The following is a 23,673-nucleotide window of genomic DNA, read 5'->3' as shown; positions in this document are numbered from 1 at the left end:
GCAGGCTAAAAGATAGGAATTCCAAACAAATGAATCGTTGAAGAACGTTACCGTATCCGTAAATCCTTAACCCTTAACCCTTACAGGATGTCGTCGCGGCCCTCGCGGTCGAGATAAGTCACCATATCCTTGACTTCCTGGCTGCGGGCGCGCGGGGCGATGAGCAGGGCGTCGGGGGTGTCGGCCACCACCATGTCGTTGACGCCAAGCAGCGCGATGGTACGTTCGGAAAGCGGCATCACCACGTCACCGGCGCTGTCGATGCTCACCACGCGGTCGGTGTCACCCAGGATCTTGATGTTGCGCTCCCCGGTACTCGGCAGCAGCGCCGCCACGGAATTGAAGTCGCCGATATCGTCCCAGCCAAAATCGCCAGGAACCATCGCGACTCCGCCGGCCACGCTCAGGGGTTCGGCCACCGCGTAGTCGAAGGCGACTTTCTCAATGCCCGGCCAGTATTTGGCCATGGCCTCATCGACCGCGTCGAGATTGATGTCTGAGCCAGATTCGGCATCGGCGCTGGTGTCGCTGTCACCATCACCATGACCGTCACCGTTCGTGTCCTTATAATCCAAGGGCAACGCGGCCAACCCTTCGGCCCCACCTTGCTTGCCATTACCGCCATTCTCAGCATCCTTGGCTTCGGCCTCGTCCTCGGCCGCGTAGGCGTCGGCGATATGCAAGATGGCGTCGAACAGCTGGGGCTTGTATTCGCGCAGATGGTCGAGCAACACGTCGGCCCGCATGATGAACATGCCTGCGTTCCAGCGATACTCGCCGGTGGAAAGGTAGGCCTGCGCGGTGGCGGAATCCGGCTTCTCCACGAAACGCTCCACCAGGCGCGCGCTCGGCGCCCCGGCCACCTCGCCGGCCAGCGAACGGCCTTGGTGAATGTAGCCAAACGCGGTGGATGGGCGGGAGGCCGCGATGCCGATGGTCGTCACGTAGCCGGCGCGCGCCACGGCCACGGCCTGACGCACGGACTCGGCAAACGTTTCCTTGCCGCGGATCACATGGTCGGCGGCGAAGGAACCGACCACGATGTGGTCGCCGTGGCGACGCGCGAGGATGGCGGTGGCCAAGGCGATGGCGGCGGTGGAGTCGCGCGGCACCGGCTCGGCGAAGATGTTGGATTCGGCGAGATCGGGCAGCTGGGCCTCCACCTCGGCGACGTGCCGCCAGCCCGTGCTCACCACGATGTGGTCGGGGCCGGTCAGTCGGGCGAGGCGGGCGAACGTGGACTGGATGAGCGTGCTGCCGCTGCCCATCAGATCGAAGAGGAACTTGGGCCTGGCTCCGCGGCTCAGCGGCCACAGGCGCGAACCCGTGCCGCCCGCGGGGATGATGGCGTAGAAGTCCTCGAAATCCCCATGTTCCGCGTGTTCCGCCCCGGCGCGCCTGGCTTCACCCATTGTCTCGTTCATGCACTCATTGTCCCTCGGGCCGTTGTCATTGGTATTCGGGAAGTCACACTCACGCTTTTACTTGGATACGAATCCTAATCTGTTGCAATCCCGCCATTCTCTCATTTCCATTTGCGTTTAAGTGTGAGCTCCTTTTCTTAAGACACGTCCGAACGCGGCGTTCGTAGACAAAATCCACGTCAACCAGTATCATTATTGTTTTGTGCGCGGGTGGCGTATGCCGCTCGGGCCTTGCCGCTTTAGCTCAGTTGGTAGAGCGTCTCACTCGTAATGAGAAGGTCGACAGTTCGATTCTGTCAAGCGGCTCCCGTTTTATCTTTCTTTGTTTTCGACACATTGATATATCTTGATTCCCTCAAATAAAAACGTTGACGTCACGCTCATGCCATGACGCCAACATTGATGAATCACCGGTTTAAAAATACCGAAATATAGTGGATATCCCGTCTGTCCCGTCTCGTCAAAACGACGGAGACCTCAGGGCAAGGACCTACTCGTCCGCCCAAATCTTCTTCGCGCGGTTGAACGCCGACCAAGCTTTCGGCCAGCCGACGTAAAAGGCGAGATGCGTGATTTCGGCGGCGATCTCGTCCTTGGTGATGCCGTTGGCCTTGCCGATGTTGAAATGCGCGTCCATCTGTTCGGTGGCGCCCATCGCGATGATGGCTGCGATGGTGATCATCGAGCGGTCGTGCGCAGAAAGCTCGTCCTCGCGGCTCCACACCTCGCCGAAAAGCACGTCGTCGTTCAGATGCGCGAACTGCGGCGCGAACTCTCCAAGCTGCTCGTGCCCCGCCGTCTGTTTCTTGGCCATGACTGGTTCCTTTCGCAAATTACCCATTACGATATCGTCGTCGCCATCAAGCCTAGAAACTTCAAGCACTCGAAGTCAACACGGCGCCCCGACTCACCGCCACCAAGTCAGGAACCAGTGAGAAAAGCACCAAAAAGCCCCGGGAAAGGTGCTTTTCACCGCAGGGCAATCATCAATCAGGAAGAAAAGCATTATTCTAGAGCGCTTTTAGTGCTTTTCTTCCTGATTGCCGTGACCACTGGGTTCGCGCTTACTCGCTCTCGGCGGCGATGAGTTTGCGCTCGGTGGTGGCGTTCGGAAGGAAGAAGGAGGCGACGAGACCGATGACGGCGAAGATGACCATGAGGATGAAGCCCCAGTTGTAGCCGATGGCCTGAGCTGTGGCCTTGCCGGCGGAGGCCTGCGAAGTCGCGGCCAGGGAGATGACGAGCATCGCGAGCGCCGTGCCCAGCGAGCCGCCGACCTGTCGGACCGTGGACGAAGCGGCGTTGGCGTGCGCGGTGAGGCGGGCGGAGCTCAGGTTGATGCCGGCGGTGAACGTGGTCATCATCGTGAAGGAGATGCCGCCCATGCGCAGCGCATAGCACAGGCCGATCACGAAGAGGCTTGTTTTCGCGCTGAACCAGAGCATCGGAACGGAGCCGATCAGGAGCATCAGGAAGCCGAAGAGCGAGAGTTTCTTGATACCGAGCTTGTCGTAGAGCGTGCCGGAAATCGGGTTGCAGATCACCATAACAAGCGCGCCCGGCATCATCACCAGACCGCTGGTGAGCGCTGATTCGGCGCGCGTGGTCTGCAGATAAAGCGGCAGCACCAGTTCGATGCCGACCATGGCGATGTTGCTGATGGTGCTCAGCAGCGTGCAGAGGTTGAAGCGGGCGTTGCCGAAGACATGGATGTCGAGCAGGGGGTTGGAGAGCTTGAGCTGGCGGACACAGAAGAGCGCCATGATGACCACGCCAACAATGAACAGTACCGCGAGCATCACCGTGATACGACCGGTGTTGCCGACTTCGGAAAGCGCATAAAGGATGAGGCCGAAGCCGAAAATGGACTCTGCGAAGGAGATGACGTCAGTCGTGCTGTGGTGCGGCGAGGTGAGGTTGCGCACCAGCGGCACGGCGAGAATCGCAGTGATGGCGCTCGCAATGGCGAGAATGATGAAGAGCATCTTCCAGCTGGAAACCTTGAGAATAAGGCCGGAAATGGTGGGGCCGACCGCCGGCCCGAAGCCGATGACCAGGCCGGTGATGCCCATGGCCATACCTCGCTTTTCTGGCGGGAACATCATCAGGATAACGTTCTGGATGAACGGCATCAACCCGCCGGCGGCGATGGCCTCGATGATGCGGCCCGCGAGCAGCACCCAGAAGTTTGGCGCGAAAATGCAGACGATTGAACCGATAAAGAAGACAGCCATCAGCGTGACGAACGTGGTGCGTAGATTAAAGGACTCGAACACCCACGCGGACATCGGGATCATCAAACCGACCACCAACAGATAGGCAGTGGTGAGCCATTGTGCAGTCGCCTGGCTCATGGAAAACGCATCCATAATCGTCGGCAGCGCATTGTTCAGGAATGTCTCGGCCATCAGCGCTGTGAACGAACCAAGCAACAGCACCGCCATCATCAGCCCGCGCTGACGTGGGGTAATCGACGAGGTGAAGCCGCCGCTTTCCTGCCCCGACTCAAGCTTCAAGTCTTGAGCGTTCCGCTGCCCGTCTTTCCGTATTTCCGATTCTTGATCTGCCATTGGTAACCTTTCCTAATTTATAGCAAGCTACAGTTTTGATAAAAATAAAACTAACTGGGTGAACGAAATCACGATTATTCAGAGAAGTTCGTGACGATGCGTTTGAGCGCGGCAACCAGTTTCTTCTGCTCGGCAACTCCAAAGCCATCAGTGATCCTCGCGTTAATCCGCTCCATCGCGGCGTGGATGTCCTCGATATGCGCGTCCATCAAACGCAGCCCCTCGGCGGTGAGCTCAAGCAGAATCTGCCGGCGATCGCTTTCCAGCTGCGAAGTCTCGATAAGCCCCGCGCTTTCCAACCGTTTGACGATGCCACGAATCGTAGGATGGCTCAGCACGAACCGATCTGCGATCTCGCGCTGAGTGACGGCGTGCCCGTGCGCATCGTGCAGATACACCATCAACGTAATCTGCGGACCGGTGAGGCTGTATCCCTCGAACATCGAAGCAACACGGTTGTTGAGTTCCTTCTCGATCAAGGTATTCGCCACCTTGATCAGCGGCCCCAGACTATCGGCCCCAGTCGCATCGAACTTCGCATCACTCTTATCCATAGCTTGCTACACTAATTCCCGCTCACGACTTATCTTTTGAGTCATCCATCACTACGACTTATCTCTATATGACGATTAACATTGCAACACTTTTTGACAAGTTGTATCTTGTAAGATACAGTTAAGTATGGAAATACTTAAATCAGCTACTTTCGACGATTGGTTGGCCCATCTGCGAGATAAGCCTGCACAACGAAAAATCCTTGCCTGGCTAACACGACTTGGGCTCTCAGATAAATTGATTGGAGACTGCAAATCAATCAAAGATGGCATCTATGAGCAACGCTTTAATACCGGACCCGGATACCGAGTTTATTTTGCCCGCAACGGTAATCAGCTCGTTTTACTTCTGGTAGGCGGGGACAAAAGCTCTCAAACCAGAGACATCGACAAGGCAAAGACCATGTGGAAAGAATGGAAACAGCAATGAAAAAGCCGGCACCTACAAATGAAACCTTTAGCGAATTCAATGTATCCGATTACTTGAACACGAAAGAAGATGCGGAAAACTATCTGAAAGAAGTCATTGCCGAGGCGGACGGCATCGAGGATGAAGATGAAGCTACGTCAATGATTGTGGCCGCTTTGGGCGAAGTTGCGAAAGCTCAAAAAAAGATGACTTCCATTGCCGATCGAGCCAATGTAGGAAGGTCAAGCCTGTACAAATCTTTGAAAAAAGGTGCCAATCCTTCATTCCGTACGGTTTACAGCGCACTGCGGGAATTGTTTGGTGGCGCAAGCCCGTTACTTCCTCGGCAAGTTGCCTGATAAAACCAATAAATAACACGATTCCCTAGAAGGCAGATTCGCGTTATTTTCGTTAAGCGATACCGCCCAACCCTTCGTTTTGACTTAAAGTGCTTGAAGTCAATAGAGTGAGGGGCATGAACACTCAGGCTTGGCATTCCATCGGCGAGGCGTCGCTTTACTGCGGTCTGCCCGAGAGCACGCTGCGCTATTACGAAGACGTCGGCATCATCGCGCCCATCGCCCGCGACCCGGAAAGCGGACATCGCACCTACTCCGACGACGATTTGCAGGCGTTGCTGATCATCTCGTGCCTTTCGGCGACCGGCATGCCGCTGGCCAAGATGAAGGAGTACATGGCCAACCGCAAGCGTGGCCGCGAGGGCGCGTCCACCGAGATCGAGCTGCTGCGCGACCAGAAGCGTCGGCTGGTCGAGGAGCGCCGGTTCCTCAAGGCCCGCGAGGAATACGTCAACCTCAAAATCAAGTATTGGGGCGCGGTGGCGGCCGGCGACGAGGCCGAGGCCGGGCGACTCGGGGCGCTGGCCGAGGAGAAGGTCAACCAGCTGAGTCATTGGAAAGACAACCACGACAATGACAACGACGAATCAAAAACCGCTATAAAACTGGCCAAATCAAACTGACCAAACCTCATCCAACCGACAATATCAACTCGCCACAAACCACAGAAAGAAGCCCATCATGGAACGCATCAACCTAGGAGATTCGGGCGTCAAAATCTCGCCGATGTTCATCGGAGGCATGTCATTCGGCAAGCCCGACCCGGAACAACACGTCTGGACCATCGACCAGGAGGGCACGCAGGCCGTCATCGCCCGCGCGCTCGAGCTTGGCGTCAACGCCATCGACACCGCCAACTGCTACGCACGTGGCACCAGCGAGGAGTACATCGGCCAGGCGCTGAAGAACCTCAACGTTCCGCGCGACCAGGTCGTGCTCGCCAGTAAGGTCTATTTCAACGAGGGCCATTCTTCAGCGAAAGCCATCAAGCGCGAAATCGAAGGCAGCCTCAAACGCCTGCAGACCGACTATCTCGACCTTTATATCCTGCACCGTTTCGACTACGGCACTCCCATGGAGGAGACGATGCAGGCGCTCGACGAGCTGGTGCGCGAAGGCAAGGTGCGGGCGCTCGGCGCCAGCGAGATGTACGGCTACCAGTACCACAACCTGCAAATCGTGGCCGACCGCAACGGCTGGACGCGGCTGTCGAGCCTGCAGTGCCATTACAACCTCATCTACCGCGAGGACGAGCGCGAGCTGATTCCCGTCGCCCGCCAATATGGCGCCGTGCCCACGCCTTACAGCCCGCTGGCTTCCGGCCATCTCGCGCGCAAGACCTGGAATTCGGAAACGCTTCGCGGCAGGACCGACAAGGTGGAGCACAGCAAGTACGACCGCGACCGCGCCATCGACCAGCCCATCGTCGACCGCGTCGCCGAGCTGGCCGAAAAGCGCAGGGTGAGCATGGCGCAGATCGCGCTGGCCTGGCACTGGACGCACAGGCCAAGCGCGCCGATTGTGGGCTGCAGCTCCCCCAAGCGCGTCGACCAGGCCGTCGCCGCCCTCGACGTCAAGCTCAGCCCCGAGGAAGTGGACTATCTCGAGGCACCCTACATCGCCCACGAGCTGGTCGGCCCGTTGGCCCGCCCGGGCGACAAGCCGCTCGCCGGCACCACCGTGCCGCCCGAGACCAAGTAAAGGCAACCGACTTTGAGCCACCCACATTGGCCCACGCCGGAAACGATCGGCCAATGGACCCGTAAAGGCTTGGGTTCTATGCGCCGGTTCGTGCTGAAAACAAGCCATCAACGGTTCGTCAACGGCCTATTCTGGGTGCCCAACCTGATTCTTGATTCGAACAGGACACCAGGAAATCGCCAGCGGCCTATTCTGACACCCACGCCACCTTATTACCCAAAACAAGGCCGGATCGTTGCTCTCTCAAGTAGCGATCCGGCCCGTTTGCGTTGATACTCCGCCTTTCAAACGGCTGATCAGTTCCCAGGATCGCCCGGAACTCCCTGGAACTGGTTGGAGCCGCCTCCCCCATCATCGTCATCACCCTCGTCCATCTTGGGCGGCACGCAGGCGTGAAGGCTGCCGCGGAGTTTGCTGTCTTCGCACTCGCGTATGGATTCGATGAGCTGGCCATGATGGTTGTCATGGACGCAAAGCGGCTCACCATCATGCGGACTCGAGAAATCATCATCAAGGCAATCGCCGTAATGCTTTTGCAGCGCTTTCATGAGTTTTGGCGAGTCCTCCGCGACCGCCCTACAGCTCATCTCATCGCCACCCCCACCTGCCGCGCCGCCATCCAGCGAAATCGTCAGAAACATGTCGGAGTCACCATTGAGGTTGAGGCGAAAACTGGTGCTGGCGGGGGTGAGCTCGATATTCTGTTGGGAAGTATCGATGGTATACGACTGAATCACCGGTTTGCCGTGCCCGTCCACAGCCTTGCCGGAGAACGCCCCGGGCTCCACGTCCGTCCGCACGCAATCGGTATACATGGCCACCGCGGTCTTGGACCTCGCCAGCATCGGGGTCTCCGCCTCCCTGCGCAAATCGTCCAGGCCGAACATGATAGGTACGCTCAAAAACAGCAGAATTGGCACGAGAACTATCGCCACCACAATCAGCACGACGATGAGGATGACCGTCCTGGTCCTGTGTTTTTTCGGCTTGCGCGGCGGCTGATAGGGGTAGCCCGGTTGCGCCGGTGGCATGACCTGTTGGGGGTAAGCGGGCTGCGGCAAGTAATCCTGTTGCGGATAGCCCGACTCCGGACCGAAATCCTGCTGGGGCGGGTTGAGGTAACGATAGTCGTCCATACCTTTACATGATAACGATAAACGTCAATCACTTTGACGAATTCACGCGAATCGTAAGAATACTTACAATCCTTTGACTATGCGCACTCAGCAATCCGCACGAACGGACATGACCAAAACGAACACGGCCAACGAACGGGACGCGACATCTCCGCGCTTCGGATGTTTTAAAATGACATCGGAGGAACCATGACCGAACTCGATGACGGAAACAACGCTTATTACAAACGGCGCCTGGATCAATTTGGCATTCAGTACCGGACGATTCGCCACGCCCCGGTGACCACCATGGAGCACAGCTCCGAATTCGACTGCATGATCGTGAAAAACCTGCTGATCCGGAACAAGAGGGACTACAGCTACATTCTCGTCATGGCGGCCCCGCAACAACGCGTCGATTTCAAACGACTCGCGCAGATACTCGATACGAGCCGAAGCAGCCTGAATTTCGCGACGGACGACGAACTGGCCAAAGAACTGGGCACCACCAGCGGGTTGGTGTCACCGTTGGCGGTGCCCGAAAAGCATATCGAAAACCTACGTTTTCTGATCGATGCGGACTTCTGCGACCAACCCCGCCTCGGCTTCCACGCCGGCAAAAGCACCGAGACGTTGGTCGTCTCCTATTCGGACTTGGAGCGATTCAGCAGAATGGCCGGCTACACGCTGACACCAATCCAGATGTGAAACATCGAAATCAGAGCCTAATAATTCCGCCTCGAACCTCGCCCTGACAAGTGCGCGCAAAGGGACTCGAACCCTCACGACAAAGTCACAGGAACCTAAATCCTGCGCGTCTACCAATTCCGCCATGCGCGCGTAACCTCACCAAATTTACCAGACGTCCCGCACAACCCTGACGTGTGGCAGCGTCGGGTTCGCAGGTATCCACGCCGCGCCACGCAGACGCTCCGACACCTCACACCGCAAGCGCCAAAGCGTTCATCCGCCGACCAAATGACGACATACCATTCCCCGATGGCGACGCTCGTCCTATGATTGGCAGCGTAGAGAACACGCGAGGCGGGCCATGCGCGACGGCGCCGCCAAGCACCGAGAAAGCGGGAGAGACAAGCCCATGTCAGCACTCATCCAACCGGCGACGCTGCTGCTCATCATCCTGCTCGGCTACCTCTTCAAACGCACCGGCATCCTCGGGCCGAAGGATTACCGCGTGGTGCAGGTGCTCGAATTCGATATCGTGCTGCCCGGCGCGATCATCTATTCGTTCGCCACGAATCCGCACGAGCTCAACCTTCTGCTGCTCTCCGGCTTCTCACTGCTGGCCGCACTCACACCGCCGCTGCTCATCTTCGTCGCCAGCCGCCACCGCCCCGTCGCCGACCGCGCCTTCCTCATGCTCAACGGCGGTGGATTCAACGTGGGCTGCTTCTGCTTCCCCATGGTGCAAGCGTTCCTGGGCCCGGCCGCACTCATCCCCGCGGCGATGTTCGACATCGGCAACGACATCATGGTGGCCGCCGGCACGAACGTGATGACCCAGACCCTGCTGCACATCGCGCCGGGCAAGACGCTGGCCGAGCAGAACGCGGGCGACGAGCCGACGCTGCCGCGCATCAAGGCCACGGACCGCGACGCCAAACGACTGCAGCGCCGCGCACTCCTTCGCAACGTGATCAAGGGATTCGTCACCTCGCCGGCCTTCGACACCTACATCCTCATGGTGCTGCTCATGCTCGTCAACTTCCGCTTCCCACACTGGATCGCGCAGGTCTCGCAGCCGTTCTCGGCGGCCAACGCCTTCTGCTCGATGGTCATGGTCGGCATGCTCACCGACCTGCCCGGCTCGAAAAGCGACCTCAGGTTCGTCGGTGAGGTGATGGCCTGGCGTATTCCATGCGGCATCATCGCTGCGCTGGCCGCCTGGTTCCTGCTGCCGTTCGGCCCGCTGGTGCGCGAGACGGCCGTGATGTGCTGCCTGGCGCCGACCGCCATCTTCTCGACGATGTTCACCGACAAGGTGCTCGGCAACGCGAAGCTCGCCGGCTTCATCCTCTGCATCACCGCCGTGGTGGGCACCCTGATGATGGCCGCCGCCCACTTCATCATCCACATGTGAGCCGCGGTGCGATCGTCAGCTCACTCGGCAGCCTAACCCATCTCAGCACCAATCAGTGGGAAAAGCGCCAAAACAGCACGGAAAAGGTGCTTTTCATCGCAGTAAGCTCCATCCCAGTGGGAAAAGCACCAAATTCGGCCCGTTTTGATGCTTTTTCCACTGGTTGGCTGCTGCAGAGTCAGGCATTCGGCGACGGGGACTGCGGTTGGGGTGGCACATGTGGGGACGTCGTTCACGGGGAAGATGGGTTTATAGGTAAAGTGCGCTCACACTTTAAGGCGGATAGACGGCGAGAATTGGCGGAATTCTGCCAATCTGACTCGGCTATCTGCCCTAAAGTGTGAGCGCACATTCATTACTTCCTCAGCCGATAAGCTCCTTGATGGCCGGAGCGAGGGCCACAAAGGCCTTGTGGCGGTGGGAGATGGCGTTCTTCTCATCGGCGCTCATCTCGGCACTGGTGAGTTTCTCGCCGTCGTCATTGAGGCGGCCGGGCTGGTCGTTGGGCACGAAAATGGAATCATAGCCGAAACCGTTCTCGCCGCGCGGCTCGCGGACAATCACGCCGCGCATCTCGCCCAGCTCAACGGTTTCCCGGGCCTTCGGCGTGGAGCCATCGGGGCGCTCCTCGCCACAATGCTTCGGCACCACCAAGGCGGCCGCGCAGTTGAAGTGGGCGTTGCGTTTGCCGTCGGGAATGTCCTCGATCTGCGCGAGAAGCAGCGCGTTGTTGGCTTTGTCGTGGCCGTGGGCACCGGCCCAGCGCGCCGACAGGATTCCGGGAGCCGCGCCGAGCACGTCGACGATGAGTCCGCTGTCGTCGGCGAGCGCCGGCAGACCGGTACGTTTGGCCACGTCCCGCGCCTTGATCAGCGCGTTCTCCTCGAAGGTGACGCCGTCCTCCACGGGATCGGGCAGGTTCATCGACCCGGCCGACACCAGCTCGACGTGACGGGCGGCCTCACCCAGTTCCGCCTCGATGATATTGCGGATCTCAGGCAATTTGCCCTCATTATGTGTCGCGACGACGATTTTCATGTTTCCATCCCTTCGTTGGTTGCATTTGCGACGGCAATCAGCCTTTTACCGTCCCATTCGCAATCCAATAAGTGCTTGACCTCACATTTGTGACGCTACGCAACCGTTTACCGTCACGTTTGCAACCTATCCGCACAGTCATATTGCGTTTGCGACGGCAATCAGCTGGTTTGCGTCACCAATGCGACCAAACCCAATGTCAGTCCGACGCGAGCGCCTCGTTCTGCGCGCGCTGGAGCTCCTTGTTGCCCTTCTCGGCCAGCTCGAGCAGCACGTTGAGCTCGTCGCGGGTGAAGGGACGGTGCTCGGCGGTGCCCTGGATCTCGATGAACTTGCCGGAGCCGGTCATCGCGACGTTCATGTCGGTCATGGCCTGGCTGTCCTCGATATAGGGCAGGTCGAGCATCGGGGTGCCGTTGATGATGCCTACGGAAACCGCGGAAATCTGGTCCTTGATGGCCTTCTCGGCGGAACGGATGTGCTTGTGCTTCTCGGCCCAGTGCAACGCGTCGACCAGCGCGACGTATGCGCCGGTCACCGACGCGGTGCGGGTGCCACCGTCGGCCTGCAGCACGTCGCAGTCCAGCTGCACCTGGTTCTCGCCGAGAGCCTTCATGTCGATGACACCGCGCAGGCAGCGGCCGACCAAACGGCTGATCTCCTGCGTGCGCCCGCCGACCTTGCCACGCACCGATTCGCGCGGCGTGCGCTCGGAGGTGGCGCGTGGCAGCATCGCGTATTCGGCGGTGACCCAGCCGAGCCCGGAATCCTTGCGCCAGCGCGGCACACCGGGCGCGAAAGTGGCGGTGCACATCACGCGGGTGTTGCCGCACTCGATGAGCACGGAGCCTTCGGGGGCGTCGGTGAAATTACGGGTGATCTTGACGGGTCGCAGCTCGTCGACAGCACGTCCGTCGGGGCGCACCACGGTGTTTTCGTTGAGTAAATCCTTGATTTGAGCCATACCGCCAACCTACCATCAGCCGGTCACGTCGGCTCCGCGCTTCAGCGCAGGAAATCGGCTATTTGCAACACATATCGATGTCACGGCCAGCGGCAAATGCCTTTGATACCGACGAACACGCATCGCTAACCCACATCCTCGTCTCCTCAGAGCGCGCCAACCCGCAAAACGCTGGCAAACAGGCAGACAGATCAGAAGCTCAACGCCCAAGCAGAGCCTCAGCCGCGCGCCGCTCCGATGAGCGGCTTCTTCGGCAGCGCCCGGTCGATCAGGAAGAGAACGAGTCCGAGCACCGCGAAGATGATGATGTATTCGACGATGTTGATGCCCAGCTGTCCCCAGGTGATCTTGGTCAAATCGATAAACCCATAGGGATAGGGATTGCCGTGCGCCTCAGGCCCCGAGTGCGGCCAAAGGTGGGCTCGGATGAGCACGAACGCCAGATAGAACGGGAAATAGAGCAGCCACGAGAAGATGTAGTGCCACTTGAAGCGGCGGTGGGCGTCGAAGAGCACGAAATCGATGACGGCCATGATCGGCACGGCCTTGTGCAGGATGACGTTGGTCATCACGCCGAAGACGTATTTCGCGGTGGCCGGGTTGGCGGGCGGCAGCACGAAGAAGGCAACGAGGCCGGTGATGAGGATGTACAACGTGAGGATGCCCTTGAGCCATGCCGGAGGCTGCTTGCCGTCGATGAGGCTCGCCGCGCCGGCCCAGAGCATCACCAGCCCGAGCAGGAAATTGGTCTCGTAGGTGAAGTAGACCCAGTAGCTCGGCGTGGTCCAGGCCACGCTCGTCCACGCCAGGCACAGGAAGGCGATGACGAGGCGATAGATCCCGACAAAATATTTCATGCTGTCAGTCTAAAGGCCATGCGCGAAAAGCCGGGGCGCGAACGGCGTAAACGCCACGGAAATGTCTACTTATAGTCATTTCAACTACAAATCAGGATTTGACGGTAGGCTTGAGGTAACGAGAACGCGACGACCGCAATGGCGTCGCACGCGGCGTCCGCAACGCAACGACAATCCACGACGCCGCTTTCAGGGAGGCATACGATGATTGACTATTCACCAGCCCTTATGACCGATATGTATGAGTACACGATGCTCGACGCGGCGCTCAAGGACGGCACCGCGAACCGCAAGTGCGTCTTCGAGGTCTTCACCCGCCATCTGCCCGTCGGCCGCCGATATGGCGTGCTCGCCGGCACCGGGCGCATCCTCGACGCGCTCGAACGCTTCCACTTAAGCGACGAGGACCTGAAGTTCCTTTCCGACCGCAAGATCGTGAGCCCCGAGACCATCAAATGGCTCGAGAACTTCAAGTTCACCGGCTCGATCAAGGGCTACCGCGAAGGCGAGATGTTCTTCCCGAACTCCCCGATCCTCGAGGTGGAGGGCACCTTCGGCGAGTGTACACTGCTGGAGACGCTGCTGCTCTCGATCCTCAACTATGATTCCGCCGTCGCTTCGGCCGCCTCGCGCATGGCCAGCGCCGCCGGGAACCGCCCCTGCATGGACATGGGCGGACGCCGCGCCAACGAGTGGGCCGCCGTCGCCGCCGCCCGCGCAGCCGTGGTCGGCGGGTTCCAGGGCACCTCGAACCTGCTCGCGGCCCAGCTCTACGGTCTCAAGGCCATCGGCACCTCGGCCCACTGCTTCACCCTCGTGCACGATTCCGAGCGCGACGCCTTCGCCTCGCAGGTCAATGCGATGAGCGCGAACACGACGCTTCTGGTCGACACCTACGACATCGAGGAGGCCATCAAGACCGCCGTCGAGGTGGCCGGCCCGAAGCTCGGCTGCGTGCGTATCGACTCCGGCGACCTCGCCGCCCTAGCCCAGCGCGTGCGCAACCAGCTCGATTCGCTGGGTGCCAAAGACACCAAGATCACGGTGACCAACGACCTTGACGAGTATGCGTTGGCCGCCCTGCAGTCCGCCCCGGTCGATTCCTACGGCGTGGGCACGATGCTGGTCACCGGCTCCGGCGCGCCCACCTGCGCGATGGTCTACAAGCTCACCGAGCGCGAGGGCAACAAGGGCGAGATGGTGCCAGTCGCCAAGAAGTCCGAGGACAAGGCCACCGTGCCGGGCCGCAAGCTGGCCTTCCGCTCCTACGAATACAACCTGGCCGACTGCGAGCACGTCATCTCCGGCTCCGAGGAGCAGCTGGCCAAGTTCCAGCCCGAGGACGGTTGGAAGGATTTGATGGTCAGCTATATGGACCACGGCGAGGCCAACAGCCAGTACCAGGGCCACGACGCCATCACCGCCGCGCACGATTACCGCGCCAAGGCGTTGGCTGAGCTGCCGATCACCGCGCAGTCGCTGATGAAGGGCGACCCGTCCATCCCCACGCAAATCGACGTGCTGTGAAGCGCGTTGGTTGCGAACCTATTAGATCCCTATAAGGTTTAATAGGTCAATAGGTCTCGCGACCAGAAATCATATGGCCACTACAGATATATAAGCATGTGGCTGGTGGGAATCGAGATCAAACGCCGATTCCCACCAGCCACAAGTTTATGAGATAGCTATAAAACTACAAAGCCAATCAGAACGACGGCTCGTTCATCATCTCCTCGTGGATGCGCTTGCAATCCGGGCACACCGGGTACTTTTTCCCATCGTGCTTGGGCACCCAGACCTTACCGCACAGCGCGACCACCGGCCTGCCGGTCATCTGCGATTCCAGCTTCTTGCGCTTCGAGACGTAATGCGCGAAACGGTCCGCGTCACCGCCATCGTCACGCTTGGCCTCCTCCTTGGTCTCGGGGCGCTCGAGCATCGCCGTGCCCGCCCCGGAGTCCGGGCTTTGCGCGGGGTTCTCGAAACCGGCCTGGTCGCGCCAACCCAAAGTCTCGCCGGCCTCGCCACGTTGGGTCATATCGTCTTGTTCGCCATGCTCTTGCCTCATCATGATCTCCTTGCCATACACATCCGTAGTCACCAATGATTCTAACAATCCACGTGGCCCGAACGTTTCCGTGAAGCTGAATCGCAAAACTGAACGAACGGCGGCCACGAATCCACCGGCACGCCAGACGCCGCCGAACGCCGCTCTCCCCTACGAAAATCAGTGTCAGGCGCTAACCTTGAGGCATGACTATTGCAGTATGTCCAGGTTCCTATGACCCCGTCACCGCGGGCCATCTGGACGTGATCGAACGCAGCGCGCGCATCTTCACCGAGGTGCATGTGGTGGTGGCGGTCAACGCCGCGAAAACGCCGATGTTTTCGGAGGAGACCCGAGTCGATGTCATCCGCAGGGCGCTCGTCAAGGACGGGTGCTCCAACGTGAAGGTCGCCTCCACCGACGGGCTCATCACGGACTACTGCACCAAGGTCGGCGCGACGGTCATCGTCAAGGGGCTGCGTCAGAACGGCGATTACGAGGCCGAGCTCGGCATGGCGCTCGTCAACCGCAGGCTTTCCGGCGTCGAGACGCTCTTCCTGCCCGCCGATCCCGTTCTGGAACACGTCTCCAGCACCGTCGTCAAGGATGTGGCGCGCCATGGCGGCGACGTCACCGGAATGGTGCCGGATTGCGTGGTCTCCATGCTCGATGAAGCGCTCAAGAAAGAAAAGAGTCACCATGACTGACATGACCGATCAGACGAACCTCACCGACGAGGAAGAGAACGACGACGACAGCACCAACTCGACCATCATCCCCGTCGACGCGCTTTCCGCCGCACCCCACGGCGAAAGCGGCGACAAAGGCAAGGACAACAGCGATGGCGGCGACGCACAACCGCAGGACGCCGACGACGAGACCGGGCCGATGAAGGCCGCCAGCAAGACACAAAGCGCCAAGGATGCCAAGGCCAGCAAGGATTCCGGCGCTCCCGCCCAAGACGTCCCCACCCCCAAGGTCCATTTCACGAGCGACAACCTGCCGGATCTGCAGGAGCACAAGCATCCGCTGGGCCCGAACGACGCCGATGACGAGGCCTCGGACGACGAGATGGATGATTACGCGACCAGCAAAAGCCGCGACGAGTTCACCACGGTCTATGACATCATCGACCAGTTGAGCGAAACGCTGGAGGACGCCAAATCGAGCATCTTCGCGCCGAACACGGTGCGTCTCGACCGCGATGAGCTCACCGAGCAACTTGACCAACTCAAGACGATGCTGCCGGTCCAGCTGGAACGCGCCTCGTCGTTGATGAGGGAGTCGGAACGCAGGCTTGAGAACGCGCAGGCCGAGGCCGACGCCATCACCGCCGACGCCAAGAACCAGGCCACACAGATCGTGCAGAACGCGCAGGAACAGGCCGAATTCCTGGCCGACCACGAGCGCGTCACCGACCTGGCCCGCCAGAAGGCCGCCGATATCATCGAGGATGCGCAGACGAAGGCCACCAAGCTCACGCAGGGCGCGAACGCCTACTGCGCGGACGTGATGAAAGCCCTCAAAGACCAGCTTTCCACCTACAGCCAAGATGTCGACAACGGCATCAAGGTCATCGACGAGCGCCAGCGCGCGGCGGCCAAGAAACTCGTCGAGAACCAGCAGGAGACCCTGCAACCAAGCACCAACGATTCGGAGCAATAGGCAATAATGACAAGACCAGAAGATTCGCAATGGGCCATCCCGGTGAGCCAGGTTTCCTCCCGGCCCGGCCTGAGCAAGGCCATCGACCAAGATTTCCCAGCGCCCAGCGGCGTGGGTGATGAGGTCGTGGGCGTGCGCGAGGGCGAGCCTGTGCGCGTGCGCGGATCATTCGATTCCATAGCCGACGGCCTCGTGTTCATGGGGCGCTTCACCGCGCCGATGCACGCTGAGTGCACCCGCTGCCTCACGCCGATCAACAAGGACTGGGAGCTCGACGTCACCGCGTTCTTCCCCTACGATCCCGCGCTGGCGAACGTCTCCATGCCCGAGAACGACAAGGGACACGGAAAGGGCGGCAAAGGCGGCAAGAACAATAACGACGTGGATCTCGCCGACGCCGAAGACGAGTCGGAGGACGCCTACCCCCTGAGCCACGACGGCGGTTTCGCCGACATCGAGGCCCTGCTGCGCGACACACTCGTGGAGAACCTGCCGCTGCAACCGCTGTGCAAGCCGGATTGCAAGGGCCTGTGCCCACAGTGTGGCGTCAACCTGAACGACAATCCCGGCCACCATCACGACGTGGTCGACAACCGTTTCGCCTCGCTGGCCGGGCTCAAAGCCCAACTCGAAAAGGAAGAGGAAGCGGGCAAGTAGAGCTTGTACCGAGATTGCGTTAGACTTGTCAACGCTTAAGCTCAATCTGTTCGAACGAAATAGAGGAATACCATGGCACTGCCAAAGTACAAGACTTCGCGAGCCAACACGCATTCGCGCCGCTCCAACTGGAAGGCCAGCGCGGCCAAGACCGTCGCCTGCCCCAATTGTGGCGCGCCGACCCTGCCTCACATGGCTTGCCCGAGCTGCGGCTCGTTCCGTGGCCGCGTCTATCGCGAGGCCATTGACTCAAACCTGAGCAAGTGAAACGCTAGGTAACAGAAGCCCTGCCATCGACGGGTGGCGGGGCTTTTTCATCTTTGCTTGCGATTCGGCTTGTTTTCTTGCTTAGATTCGTAATCAACCTAGCCAATAACCTTAAATAATCTCATTCGCATTATCCGTTACACGCCACGCAGATGTGTTACAGGAACCAATCCGTTTTGACTTCGTTTGTCAAAGTCCAATACCTCGGCAAACATCCACAAACGGCTTGGTGCCCGCAATATGTTCGTCGGGGCCATATCCATATAAAAGGACCATCGTGACCGATTCACAACATAACGAAGCTATCGAATCCGCGACCCACAATTCCGGTTCCCGGCCGACTTCGATTCCACAAGCCAAAACCGCTCAAATCACCAAGTCCAACTCTCCGCAGCAGGAGCTACTCGACCGGCTCGGCACCACGCTTTCGCCGGACCTGCTGGTGCAGGCGCTCACCCATCGCTCGTTCTCGCACGAGCACGAGGGCGCCCCGAACTACGAGCGCCTTGAGTTCCTCGGGGACGCCGTGCTCGAACTCGTCTCCACGGAGACCCTGTACCGCGACCACCCCGACATGAGCGAGGGACAGCTGGCGAAGATGCGGGCGATGGCCGTCTCGGAGAAGGCGCTTTCGCAGATCGCGCGCGAGAAGTTGCAGGTCGGGCCTTATATCTTGCTCGGCCACGGCGAGGCTGACTCCGGCGGGGCCAACAAGAGCTCGATCCTCTGCGACATCGTCGAATCGCTGATCGGCGCGACGTTCGTGGAGCACGGCATCGACAAGGCGCGCAAGGTGGTGCACCACTTGGTCGATGATGAGCTCAAGAAAGTGGCGACCGAAGGCCCGGCGCTCGATTGGAAGACCTCACTGACCGTCAAGGCGCACGGCATGGGGCTTGAGGATCCACGCTACCGCATGTCGGTGGGTGGCCCGGAATACGCGCAGGTCTTCACCGCCCGCGCCGTCGTGGGCGAGAATGACGAGGTGCTTGGCGTCGGCACGGGTTCCAGCAAGCGCAAGGCCCAGCTCGCCGCAGCCCGCGAGGCTTGGCACGAGCTTGACAGCAATCCGGGCAAGCACCAGGCCAAAAAGCATCATCACAAGGCATAAGAGCCTGGGCGGATTGCGACATTAAGTGGGTGCTTCAGAGGTTAAGTGGGTGCCTGATTCGCCAGAATATGGGTAAAAAGGCCTGTTTTTCAGGTTTTCAAATCGGACAGGCACCCACTTAACCCTCAAGGCACCCACTTAACAGCTTTTGGAGAAATATCGCGGCGACTGGTTCCGCCAGCTATGCGCCCGGATATTGGGCTGGTGGCCAATCCGGCGGCCATCCTTCCACTGGCCCAGCCTCACTTTTGGCGGCGGCACGCCGCTTTATACGCTTGACGATCATCATCACGCAGCCGACCACCGCGGCCAAAACGCCCACAATCGCAAATATGCAAACCGCAAGCAGCCCATATCCGGCAGCCTTGTCAAGCCAAGAATCGTACTCATGCTCATGAAGATGAAGATGGACCATCACATATTCGTCCTCATCGGCGGGACCGTCAGAAAATGGCCCTTGGTGCCGCACCTGCTGCCTATGCTCAGTTGAGTCAATGGCGTTGCCCGATGACTCATCCCATGTGCCCTCCAACCTCATGTCCTTGGTGACCGGCCGGTTAAAAGCCTCGGGCTTCCTATAGCCATCGTCCTCCCCTTCATGCACCCGCCATTGCCCGAATCCAATGCCATCGCAGGTCATCGGAACGTCGGGAAGGTTCGCCGCATCGCCGTCGCGCACCTGCTGGTCGGGAACATCAAGACTGCATCGGCTGACGTCGAAGGTGACGTTGTGCATCTGTTTCGGCGGCACTCCCTGGATATGTCGCACAACGGTGCCTGCGAAACCGCCACTGGGGCCGTCATCCCACGTCAGGGATATGTGGTCGGCGTCCCCCGCCGATTGCCATGTCACCACACCGGTCGTCGGGTCGTATTGGCCGGATTCCGGATACATCTTCGGTTTGATATACCTGCCATCAAGGCCTTTCGCCGTCTGCAGCGTCAACTGGTCGGGGGCAGCGTCGTCAAGCAACGTGTACTGATAACCCAAGCCCGGGATATCCCTCGCCTTGGCGGGCAAGGTGGCGTCGCGCACCGAGTTGCCCCCGAGATGCGCCTCATAAAGCACGCGCATCTTCGCCAGCACCGAGATATCACTGATATGGTTGTCTTCCGCATCGAGTTCTGCGATATGGTCACAATCCGCCAGCGGGGAGATATCCGATATCCGGTTGTTGGAAATGTCAAGCGTGCCCTCCAGTTTGGTGAGGCCTGCGAGCGGTGAAATGTCGGAAATCTCGTTGTTACGCAGGTCGAGCTTGCTCAACTGCGTAAGACCGCGCAACGCCTCCACGCTTTGAATCTGGTTGTAATCGATCGACAGCAACGTCAGCGACTGCATCCCCGCGAGCGGGCCGATGTCGGAGATATGGTTGCATCCGATCCACAGCTCACGCATGTTGGTCATGCCACGCAACGGCGAGATATCCTCTATCGCGCTGCCTTCCAAGTCGAGCTTCCGCATATCGGTGAGCGTCTCAAGCGCCGAGATATCACTGATCCGCGAGGAGCCACGGGAGTATCGCTCGACTGCGTAGAGCTCACGTAGATGCGGCATGCCACGCACGGCGTCAATCGAGTTCAAAGTGTTTCCGCTGACGTTGAGCCACGTGAGATTCGCCATTCCGGCCAGGGGCGTGATATCGGCAATCTCATCCTCGCTGATATCAAGTTCTTGCAGATTGACCAAGCCGGCAAGCGGGGCGATGCTTTTGAACTTGCCTTGGTTGAGATGAAGGGTGGTGAGCCCGGTGAGCCCTTTCAGCGGGGTGAGATCGGTGTCCTTGCGGCCACGGCTATGCTGATCATAGGATTCACTCTGGTTGTTTAGGGAAAGTAGACGCAACGAGGTGAGTTTGGAAAGCGGCGAAAAATCAAAGACTTCGTTCTCATTGCAATATAGCGTCTCCAGTTTGGTGAGCTTGGTCAATTCCTTGAGACTTTGGAGGGCATTGCGGTCGATATTGAGATAGGTGAGGTTCGTCAATCTCCCGATGCCCTCGAGACGCTCGATTCTGCCGTGCAAGTCGCCGAACGCGTTGAGTTTCTTGGTGTCGCTGATCATTTTCTGGGTCAGGGCATCGCCCGTATCAGCGTGCACGGCCTCTGCGACGTCCGCGGCGAGCGCCTTGTCGGGAAAACAACGGGCGATGGAGCTCTTGCCGACCACACATTCGTCGAACGCGGCCGCCGAGGCGAGGCTTGGGGCCAGCACGATCGACAACGCCATCAGCGCAGCCAATGTCACTGTCGCGGCTTTCACCGCGCGCCACCACATCTGGCGGGCACCACCACCGTCGACCATCGTTCCTCCATCCTTGGATACATTCCCGGATGCCGGCGGTCGCAGGGCCATCCGCTCGGCCAGTCTCTCGCTCGCTTGCTCGCTTATCGCAAGGCCGCCAGACACGACCACCATCAGTCATCCGTATGCGCGTATGCGTCAACCGTAACCGCGAAACCCTCGTGTATCACGGATTATGAAAACCATTGACACAAAAAAGGAACAATCACGGCATCTTGGTATTCCAAACGCGATTCGGATTCATGCAAGCCATACCAAACCCATGCCCCCCCCCTATGCCAAACCTATTTCGAATCCCTCGCGAACCGTGTATGCAATGGCGTATGCGATAACCGAATATCGCCGACACGCCGCCAATATCTGAGCAACAAGCGCTGCCGACGCCAACAAGGCGTTATGATGTCTATCACATCGGCACAACGCCCGGGACCGCCACAAACAGCCCGACGCACGCCAAACGTCACCGCCATGTGTGCGTACACCAATACGCCGCTGGTCACCGACAATCCTTACAAACCCGAGCAGAGATAAGAGGAACGATGGTGTCACCAACGCCTTTACAAGCATTCAGCGGGGTGCAGAAGTCACCCGCAAACGCAACCAAGCAGACCCTCGTCGAGGGCGAGAAGATGACCGGCGCGCAGGCGCTGATCCGCTCGCTTGAGGACCTGGGGGTCCAGGATGTATTCGGCATTCCGGGCGGCGCGATCCTGCCGGTCTATCACCAGATTCACGACGACACCAAGTTCCGCTTCGTGCTGATGCGCCATGAGCAGGGCGCGGGGCACGCGGCCGAGGGATACGCCGTGGCGACCGGGCGCGTGGGCGTGTGCATCGTCACCTCGGGGCCCGGGGCCACCAACATGGTCACTCCCATCGCCGACGCGAACATGGATTCGGTGCCGCTGGTGGTCATCTCGGGGCAGGTCGGCGTGGATTCCATCGGCACCGACGCCTTCCAAGAGGCCGACACCGTGGGCATCACCTACCCGGTCGTCAAGCATTCGTACCTGGTCACCGACGCCCAGGACATCCCGCGCGTCATCGAGGAGGCGCACTATATCGCGCGCAGCGGCAGGCCCGGCCCCGTCGTCGTCGACATCACGAAGACCGCGCAGGTGGGCACCATGTATTATTCATGGCCGCAACGCATGATTCTGCCAGGCTACAACCCCACGACCAAGCCCCACGGCCATATGCTGCACGAGGCGGTCAAGCTCTTCGAGCAGTCCTACCGACCGGTGCTCTATGTGGGCGGCGGCGCGATGCGCTCCAACGCCGGGGCTCAGGTCAAGGAGCTCGCCGACCTCACCGACGCGCCCATCGTCACCACGCTTCCCGCCCGTGGCATCGTGCCCGATTCAGATCCGAAGGTGCTCGGCATGCTCGGCATGCACGGCACGATCCCAGCCACCGCGGCCGCGCAGAAATGCGACCTGCTGGTCGCCATCGGCGCGCGCTTCGACGACCGCGTCACCGGCGACATGGCCACCTTCGCCCCCTCGGCCCGCGTCATCCATATCGACATCGACCCGGCCGAAATCGGCAAGCGACGCGAGACCGACGTCCCAATCGTCGGCGATGTGGCGCAGGTGCTCGACGCCTTGAACGCCGAGATCAAGCGCGGCCAGGCCATCCACGGCAAGCCGAACCTGGAGTCCTGGTGGAGGCTCATCAACTCGTGGCGCGAGCGCTATCCGCTCCCCTACGACGACAAGACCCCCGATGGCACGCTCTCCCCGCAGTGGGTCGTCAAGGAGCTTTCGCGGCAGGCCGCTCCCTCGACCATCTGGGTCGCCGGCGTGGGCCAGCACCAGATGTGGGCCTCGCAGATCGTGGACTTCGAGAACCCCCATTCCTGGATCTCCTCGGGAGGCCTCGGCACGATGGGCTTCGGCCTGCCCGCGGCCATCGGCGCCAGCGTCGGTTCCGCGCGCGATTTCGGCGGCAAGAAGCCGGTCTGGCTCATCGACGGCGACGGCAGCTTCCAGATGACCTCCGAGGAGCTGGCGGCGGCGTTCATCGACAACGCGCCGGTGAAGATCGCCATCCTCAACAACTCCGTCTACGGCATGGTGCGCCAGTGGCAGACGCTGTTCTACGACAAGCATTATTCGCAGACCACTCTGCTCGACGGCGAGAACACGCCCGACATCATGGACGTGCCCGATTTCGTCAAGCTCGCCGAGGCCTATGGCTGCGTCGGCATCCGCGCCACGACCGAGGACGAGGCCCGCGCGGCGATCAAGCGCGCCAACGAGATCAACGACCGGCCGGTGCTCATCGATTTCCGCGTCTACAAGGACGCCATGGTCTGGCCGATGGTGGCGGCGGGCAAGCCCAACGACACCGTGACCTACAAGCCCGGCGTGCAGCCACTGATGAAGAAGGCGGCTCCCAGGGACCCCGATGACGACACCGACGGGGCCGGTGACGCCGATGGCACTGCTGGCAATGGCAGCGGCACCGGAAACGCCGGCGGGCAAACCAGCACGGCTCCGGCCGCCACGAAATCGGAAAAGTAAGGGC

At 60.0% G+C, this 23,673-nt stretch carries 23 protein-coding genes and 2 tRNA genes; 14 read left to right on the top strand and 11 right to left on the bottom strand.

From position 1 onward, the window contains the following. Positions 1-80 precede the first annotated feature (80 nt). Complete coding sequence (locus OZY47_RS01485; protein WP_277179031.1) at positions 81-1,412, bottom strand: mannose-1-phosphate guanylyltransferase; 1,332 nt, start codon at positions 1,410-1,412, stop codon at positions 81-83. Positions 1,413-1,657: 245 nt separating this feature from the next. On the opposite strand from OZY47_RS01485, the gene OZY47_RS01480 reads away from it, so the two are divergent. Next, positions 1,658-1,730 (top strand) — tRNA-Thr (locus OZY47_RS01480). A 184-nt stretch (positions 1,731-1,914) separates the two neighbouring features. Here OZY47_RS01480 and OZY47_RS01475 read toward each other — a convergent pair. The 3 genes from OZY47_RS01475 to OZY47_RS01465 all read right to left on the bottom strand — a co-directional run bounded on the left by OZY47_RS01475 (position 1,915) and on the right by OZY47_RS01465 (position 4,548). Beyond that, the gene (locus tag OZY47_RS01475; RefSeq protein ID WP_277178193.1) at positions 1,915-2,238 is read right to left on the bottom strand and encodes a carboxymuconolactone decarboxylase family protein; all 324 of its coding nucleotides are present in this window, start codon (positions 2,236-2,238) and stop codon (positions 1,915-1,917) included. Between the two features lie 250 nt (positions 2,239-2,488). After that, complete coding sequence (locus OZY47_RS01470; protein WP_277178192.1) at positions 2,489-3,994, bottom strand: MDR family MFS transporter; 1,506 nt, start codon at positions 3,992-3,994, stop codon at positions 2,489-2,491. Positions 3,995-4,068: 74 nt separating this feature from the next. Beyond that, on the bottom strand, positions 4,069-4,548 hold the full coding sequence (locus tag OZY47_RS01465; protein ID WP_277178191.1) for a MarR family transcriptional regulator: 480 nt from the start codon (positions 4,546-4,548) through the stop codon (positions 4,069-4,071). A gap of 127 nt (positions 4,549-4,675) precedes the next feature. Here OZY47_RS01465 and OZY47_RS01460 point away from each other — a divergent pair, with 127 nt between their 5' ends. The 4 genes from OZY47_RS01460 to OZY47_RS01445 all read left to right on the top strand — a co-directional run bounded on the left by OZY47_RS01460 (position 4,676) and on the right by OZY47_RS01445 (position 7,017). After that, positions 4,676-4,978: a type II toxin-antitoxin system RelE/ParE family toxin gene (locus OZY47_RS01460; RefSeq protein WP_277178190.1), complete on the top strand. Its 303-nt coding sequence runs from the start codon at positions 4,676-4,678 to the stop codon at positions 4,976-4,978. Further along, positions 4,963-5,316: an addiction module antidote protein gene (locus tag OZY47_RS01455; RefSeq protein WP_277178189.1), complete on the top strand. Its 354-nt coding sequence runs from the start codon at positions 4,963-4,965 to the stop codon at positions 5,314-5,316. The genes OZY47_RS01460 and OZY47_RS01455 overlap by 16 nt, the downstream gene beginning before the upstream one ends. Positions 5,317-5,432: 116 nt before the next feature. Beyond that, positions 5,433-5,939, top strand: a complete 507-nt coding sequence (locus OZY47_RS01450) for a MerR family transcriptional regulator (RefSeq protein WP_277178188.1) — start codon at positions 5,433-5,435, stop codon at positions 5,937-5,939. Between the two features lie 58 nt (positions 5,940-5,997). Then, positions 5,998-7,017 (top strand): aldo/keto reductase, encoded by a 1,020-nt coding sequence (locus tag OZY47_RS01445; protein WP_277178187.1) that lies wholly within the window; start codon positions 5,998-6,000, stop codon positions 7,015-7,017. 296 nt (positions 7,018-7,313) lie between these two features. Here OZY47_RS01445 and OZY47_RS01440 read toward each other — a convergent pair whose 3' ends face one another. Continuing rightward, positions 7,314-8,153 carry a hypothetical protein gene (locus tag OZY47_RS01440; RefSeq protein ID WP_277178186.1) on the bottom strand — a complete coding sequence of 280 codons (840 nt, stop codon included), beginning with the start codon at positions 8,151-8,153 and terminating at the stop codon, positions 7,314-7,316. A 189-nt stretch (positions 8,154-8,342) separates the two neighbouring features. Between OZY47_RS01440 and OZY47_RS01435 the strand changes: the two genes are divergently transcribed. Continuing rightward, complete coding sequence (locus tag OZY47_RS01435) at positions 8,343-8,840, top strand: YbaK/EbsC family protein (RefSeq protein ID WP_277178185.1); 498 nt, start codon at positions 8,343-8,345, stop codon at positions 8,838-8,840. A gap of 51 nt (positions 8,841-8,891) precedes the next feature. Here OZY47_RS01435 and OZY47_RS01430 read toward each other — a convergent pair. After that, positions 8,892-8,972, bottom strand: a tRNA-Leu gene (locus OZY47_RS01430). 259 nt (positions 8,973-9,231) lie between these two features. Between OZY47_RS01430 and OZY47_RS01425 the strand changes: the two genes are divergently transcribed. Continuing rightward, complete coding sequence (locus tag OZY47_RS01425) at positions 9,232-10,233, top strand: AEC family transporter (protein WP_277178184.1); 1,002 nt, start codon at positions 9,232-9,234, stop codon at positions 10,231-10,233. A 363-nt stretch (positions 10,234-10,596) separates the two neighbouring features. Here the strand turns inward: OZY47_RS01425 and rdgB are convergent, their stop codons facing one another. The 3 genes from rdgB to OZY47_RS01410 all read right to left on the bottom strand — a co-directional run bounded on the left by rdgB (position 10,597) and on the right by OZY47_RS01410 (position 13,092). Further along, positions 10,597-11,271 carry an RdgB/HAM1 family non-canonical purine NTP pyrophosphatase gene (gene rdgB, locus OZY47_RS01420; RefSeq protein WP_277178183.1) on the bottom strand — a complete coding sequence of 225 codons (675 nt, stop codon included), beginning with the start codon at positions 11,269-11,271 and terminating at the stop codon, positions 10,597-10,599. Positions 11,272-11,470: 199 nt separating this feature from the next. Continuing rightward, entirely contained in the window at positions 11,471-12,235 is a 765-nt protein-coding gene (rph, locus tag OZY47_RS01415) for a ribonuclease PH (RefSeq protein ID WP_277178182.1), read from the bottom strand. 218 nt (positions 12,236-12,453) lie between these two features. Continuing rightward, positions 12,454-13,092: a Pr6Pr family membrane protein gene (locus tag OZY47_RS01410; RefSeq protein ID WP_277178181.1), complete on the bottom strand. Its 639-nt coding sequence runs from the start codon at positions 13,090-13,092 to the stop codon at positions 12,454-12,456. Between the two features lie 204 nt (positions 13,093-13,296). Between OZY47_RS01410 and OZY47_RS01405 the strand changes: the two genes are divergently transcribed. Continuing rightward, a complete protein-coding gene (locus OZY47_RS01405) occupies positions 13,297-14,619 on the top strand; it encodes a nicotinate phosphoribosyltransferase (protein WP_277178180.1) in 1,323 nt (440 codons plus the stop codon). Between the two features lie 178 nt (positions 14,620-14,797). On the opposite strand, the gene OZY47_RS01400 is transcribed toward OZY47_RS01405, so the two are convergent. After that, positions 14,798-15,130 carry a DUF3039 domain-containing protein gene (locus tag OZY47_RS01400; protein WP_277179029.1) on the bottom strand — a complete coding sequence of 111 codons (333 nt, stop codon included), beginning with the start codon at positions 15,128-15,130 and terminating at the stop codon, positions 14,798-14,800. A 215-nt stretch (positions 15,131-15,345) separates the two neighbouring features. Between OZY47_RS01400 and coaD the strand changes: the two genes are divergently transcribed. The 5 genes from coaD (at position 15,346) to rnc (ending at position 18,839) form a co-directional block, all read left to right on the top strand. Next, entirely contained in the window at positions 15,346-15,846 is a 501-nt protein-coding gene (gene coaD / locus OZY47_RS01395) for a pantetheine-phosphate adenylyltransferase (RefSeq protein WP_277178179.1), read from the top strand. Continuing rightward, positions 15,839-16,804 (top strand): cell division protein, encoded by a 966-nt coding sequence (locus tag OZY47_RS01390; protein ID WP_277178178.1) that lies wholly within the window; start codon positions 15,839-15,841, stop codon positions 16,802-16,804. The genes coaD and OZY47_RS01390 overlap by 8 nt, the downstream gene beginning before the upstream one ends. A gap of 6 nt (positions 16,805-16,810) precedes the next feature. Beyond that, the gene (locus OZY47_RS01385) at positions 16,811-17,461 is read left to right on the top strand and encodes a DUF177 domain-containing protein (protein WP_277178177.1); all 651 of its coding nucleotides are present in this window, start codon (positions 16,811-16,813) and stop codon (positions 17,459-17,461) included. A 72-nt stretch (positions 17,462-17,533) separates the two neighbouring features. Beyond that, the gene (gene rpmF / locus OZY47_RS01380; protein WP_277168753.1) at positions 17,534-17,728 is read left to right on the top strand and encodes a 50S ribosomal protein L32; all 195 of its coding nucleotides are present in this window, start codon (positions 17,534-17,536) and stop codon (positions 17,726-17,728) included. A 370-nt stretch (positions 17,729-18,098) separates the two neighbouring features. Further along, entirely contained in the window at positions 18,099-18,839 is a 741-nt protein-coding gene (gene rnc, locus OZY47_RS01375; protein WP_277179027.1) for a ribonuclease III, read from the top strand. A gap of 181 nt (positions 18,840-19,020) precedes the next feature. Here the strand turns inward: rnc and OZY47_RS01370 are convergent, their stop codons facing one another. Continuing rightward, the gene (locus OZY47_RS01370) at positions 19,021-21,255 is read right to left on the bottom strand and encodes a leucine-rich repeat domain-containing protein (RefSeq protein ID WP_277178176.1); all 2,235 of its coding nucleotides are present in this window, start codon (positions 21,253-21,255) and stop codon (positions 19,021-19,023) included. A gap of 428 nt (positions 21,256-21,683) precedes the next feature. Between OZY47_RS01370 and OZY47_RS01365 the strand changes: the two genes are divergently transcribed. Next, complete coding sequence (locus OZY47_RS01365) at positions 21,684-23,669, top strand: acetolactate synthase large subunit (RefSeq protein WP_277178175.1); 1,986 nt, start codon at positions 21,684-21,686, stop codon at positions 23,667-23,669. Positions 23,670-23,673: the final 4 nt, after the last annotated feature.

Origin of the sequence: Bifidobacterium sp. ESL0790 (assembly GCF_029395435.1) — a bacterium.
In the GTDB taxonomy this organism is placed as follows: domain Bacteria; phylum Actinomycetota; class Actinomycetes; order Actinomycetales; family Bifidobacteriaceae; genus Bifidobacterium.
Note: the sequence above shows the minus strand (reverse complement) of the source record. Positions and strands in the feature narration are given on the sequence as shown.

Bases quoted from the DNA above. Each gene is read 5' to 3' on its own strand.
- OZY47_RS01385 (WP_277178177.1), top strand. From the start codon at position 16,811: ATGACAAGACCAGAAGATTCGCAATGGGCCATCCCGGTGAGCCAGGTT.
- OZY47_RS01465 (WP_277178191.1), bottom strand. From the start codon at position 4,548: ATGGATAAGAGTGATGCGAAGTTCGATGCGACTGGGGCCGATAGTCTG.
- OZY47_RS01440 (WP_277178186.1), bottom strand. From the start codon at position 8,153: ATGGACGACTATCGTTACCTCAACCCGCCCCAGCAGGATTTCGGTCCG.
- rdgB (WP_277178183.1), bottom strand. From the start codon at position 11,271: ATGAAAATCGTCGTCGCGACACATAATGAGGGCAAATTGCCTGAGATC.
- OZY47_RS01435 (WP_277178185.1), top strand. From the start codon at position 8,343: ATGACCGAACTCGATGACGGAAACAACGCTTATTACAAACGGCGCCTG.
- OZY47_RS01410 (WP_277178181.1), bottom strand. From the start codon at position 13,092: ATGAAATATTTTGTCGGGATCTATCGCCTCGTCATCGCCTTCCTGTGC.
- OZY47_RS01365 (WP_277178175.1), top strand. From the start codon at position 21,684: ATGGTGTCACCAACGCCTTTACAAGCATTCAGCGGGGTGCAGAAGTCA.
- OZY47_RS01390 (WP_277178178.1), top strand. From the start codon at position 15,839: ATGACTGACATGACCGATCAGACGAACCTCACCGACGAGGAAGAGAAC.
- rph (WP_277178182.1), bottom strand. From the start codon at position 12,235: ATGGCTCAAATCAAGGATTTACTCAACGAAAACACCGTGGTGCGCCCC.
- OZY47_RS01460 (WP_277178190.1), top strand. From the start codon at position 4,676: ATGGAAATACTTAAATCAGCTACTTTCGACGATTGGTTGGCCCATCTG.
- OZY47_RS01450 (WP_277178188.1), top strand. From the start codon at position 5,433: ATGAACACTCAGGCTTGGCATTCCATCGGCGAGGCGTCGCTTTACTGC.
- OZY47_RS01445 (WP_277178187.1), top strand. From the start codon at position 5,998: ATGGAACGCATCAACCTAGGAGATTCGGGCGTCAAAATCTCGCCGATG.
- OZY47_RS01470 (WP_277178192.1), bottom strand. From the start codon at position 3,994: ATGGCAGATCAAGAATCGGAAATACGGAAAGACGGGCAGCGGAACGCT.
- OZY47_RS01425 (WP_277178184.1), top strand. From the start codon at position 9,232: ATGTCAGCACTCATCCAACCGGCGACGCTGCTGCTCATCATCCTGCTC.
- OZY47_RS01475 (WP_277178193.1), bottom strand. From the start codon at position 2,238: ATGGCCAAGAAACAGACGGCGGGGCACGAGCAGCTTGGAGAGTTCGCG.
- coaD (WP_277178179.1), top strand. From the start codon at position 15,346: ATGACTATTGCAGTATGTCCAGGTTCCTATGACCCCGTCACCGCGGGC.
- OZY47_RS01400 (WP_277179029.1), bottom strand. From the start codon at position 15,130: ATGACCCAACGTGGCGAGGCCGGCGAGACTTTGGGTTGGCGCGACCAG.
- OZY47_RS01405 (WP_277178180.1), top strand. From the start codon at position 13,297: ATGATTGACTATTCACCAGCCCTTATGACCGATATGTATGAGTACACG.
- OZY47_RS01485 (WP_277179031.1), bottom strand. From the start codon at position 1,412: ATGGGTGAAGCCAGGCGCGCCGGGGCGGAACACGCGGAACATGGGGAT.
- rpmF (WP_277168753.1), top strand. From the start codon at position 17,534: ATGGCACTGCCAAAGTACAAGACTTCGCGAGCCAACACGCATTCGCGC.
- OZY47_RS01455 (WP_277178189.1), top strand. From the start codon at position 4,963: ATGGAAACAGCAATGAAAAAGCCGGCACCTACAAATGAAACCTTTAGC.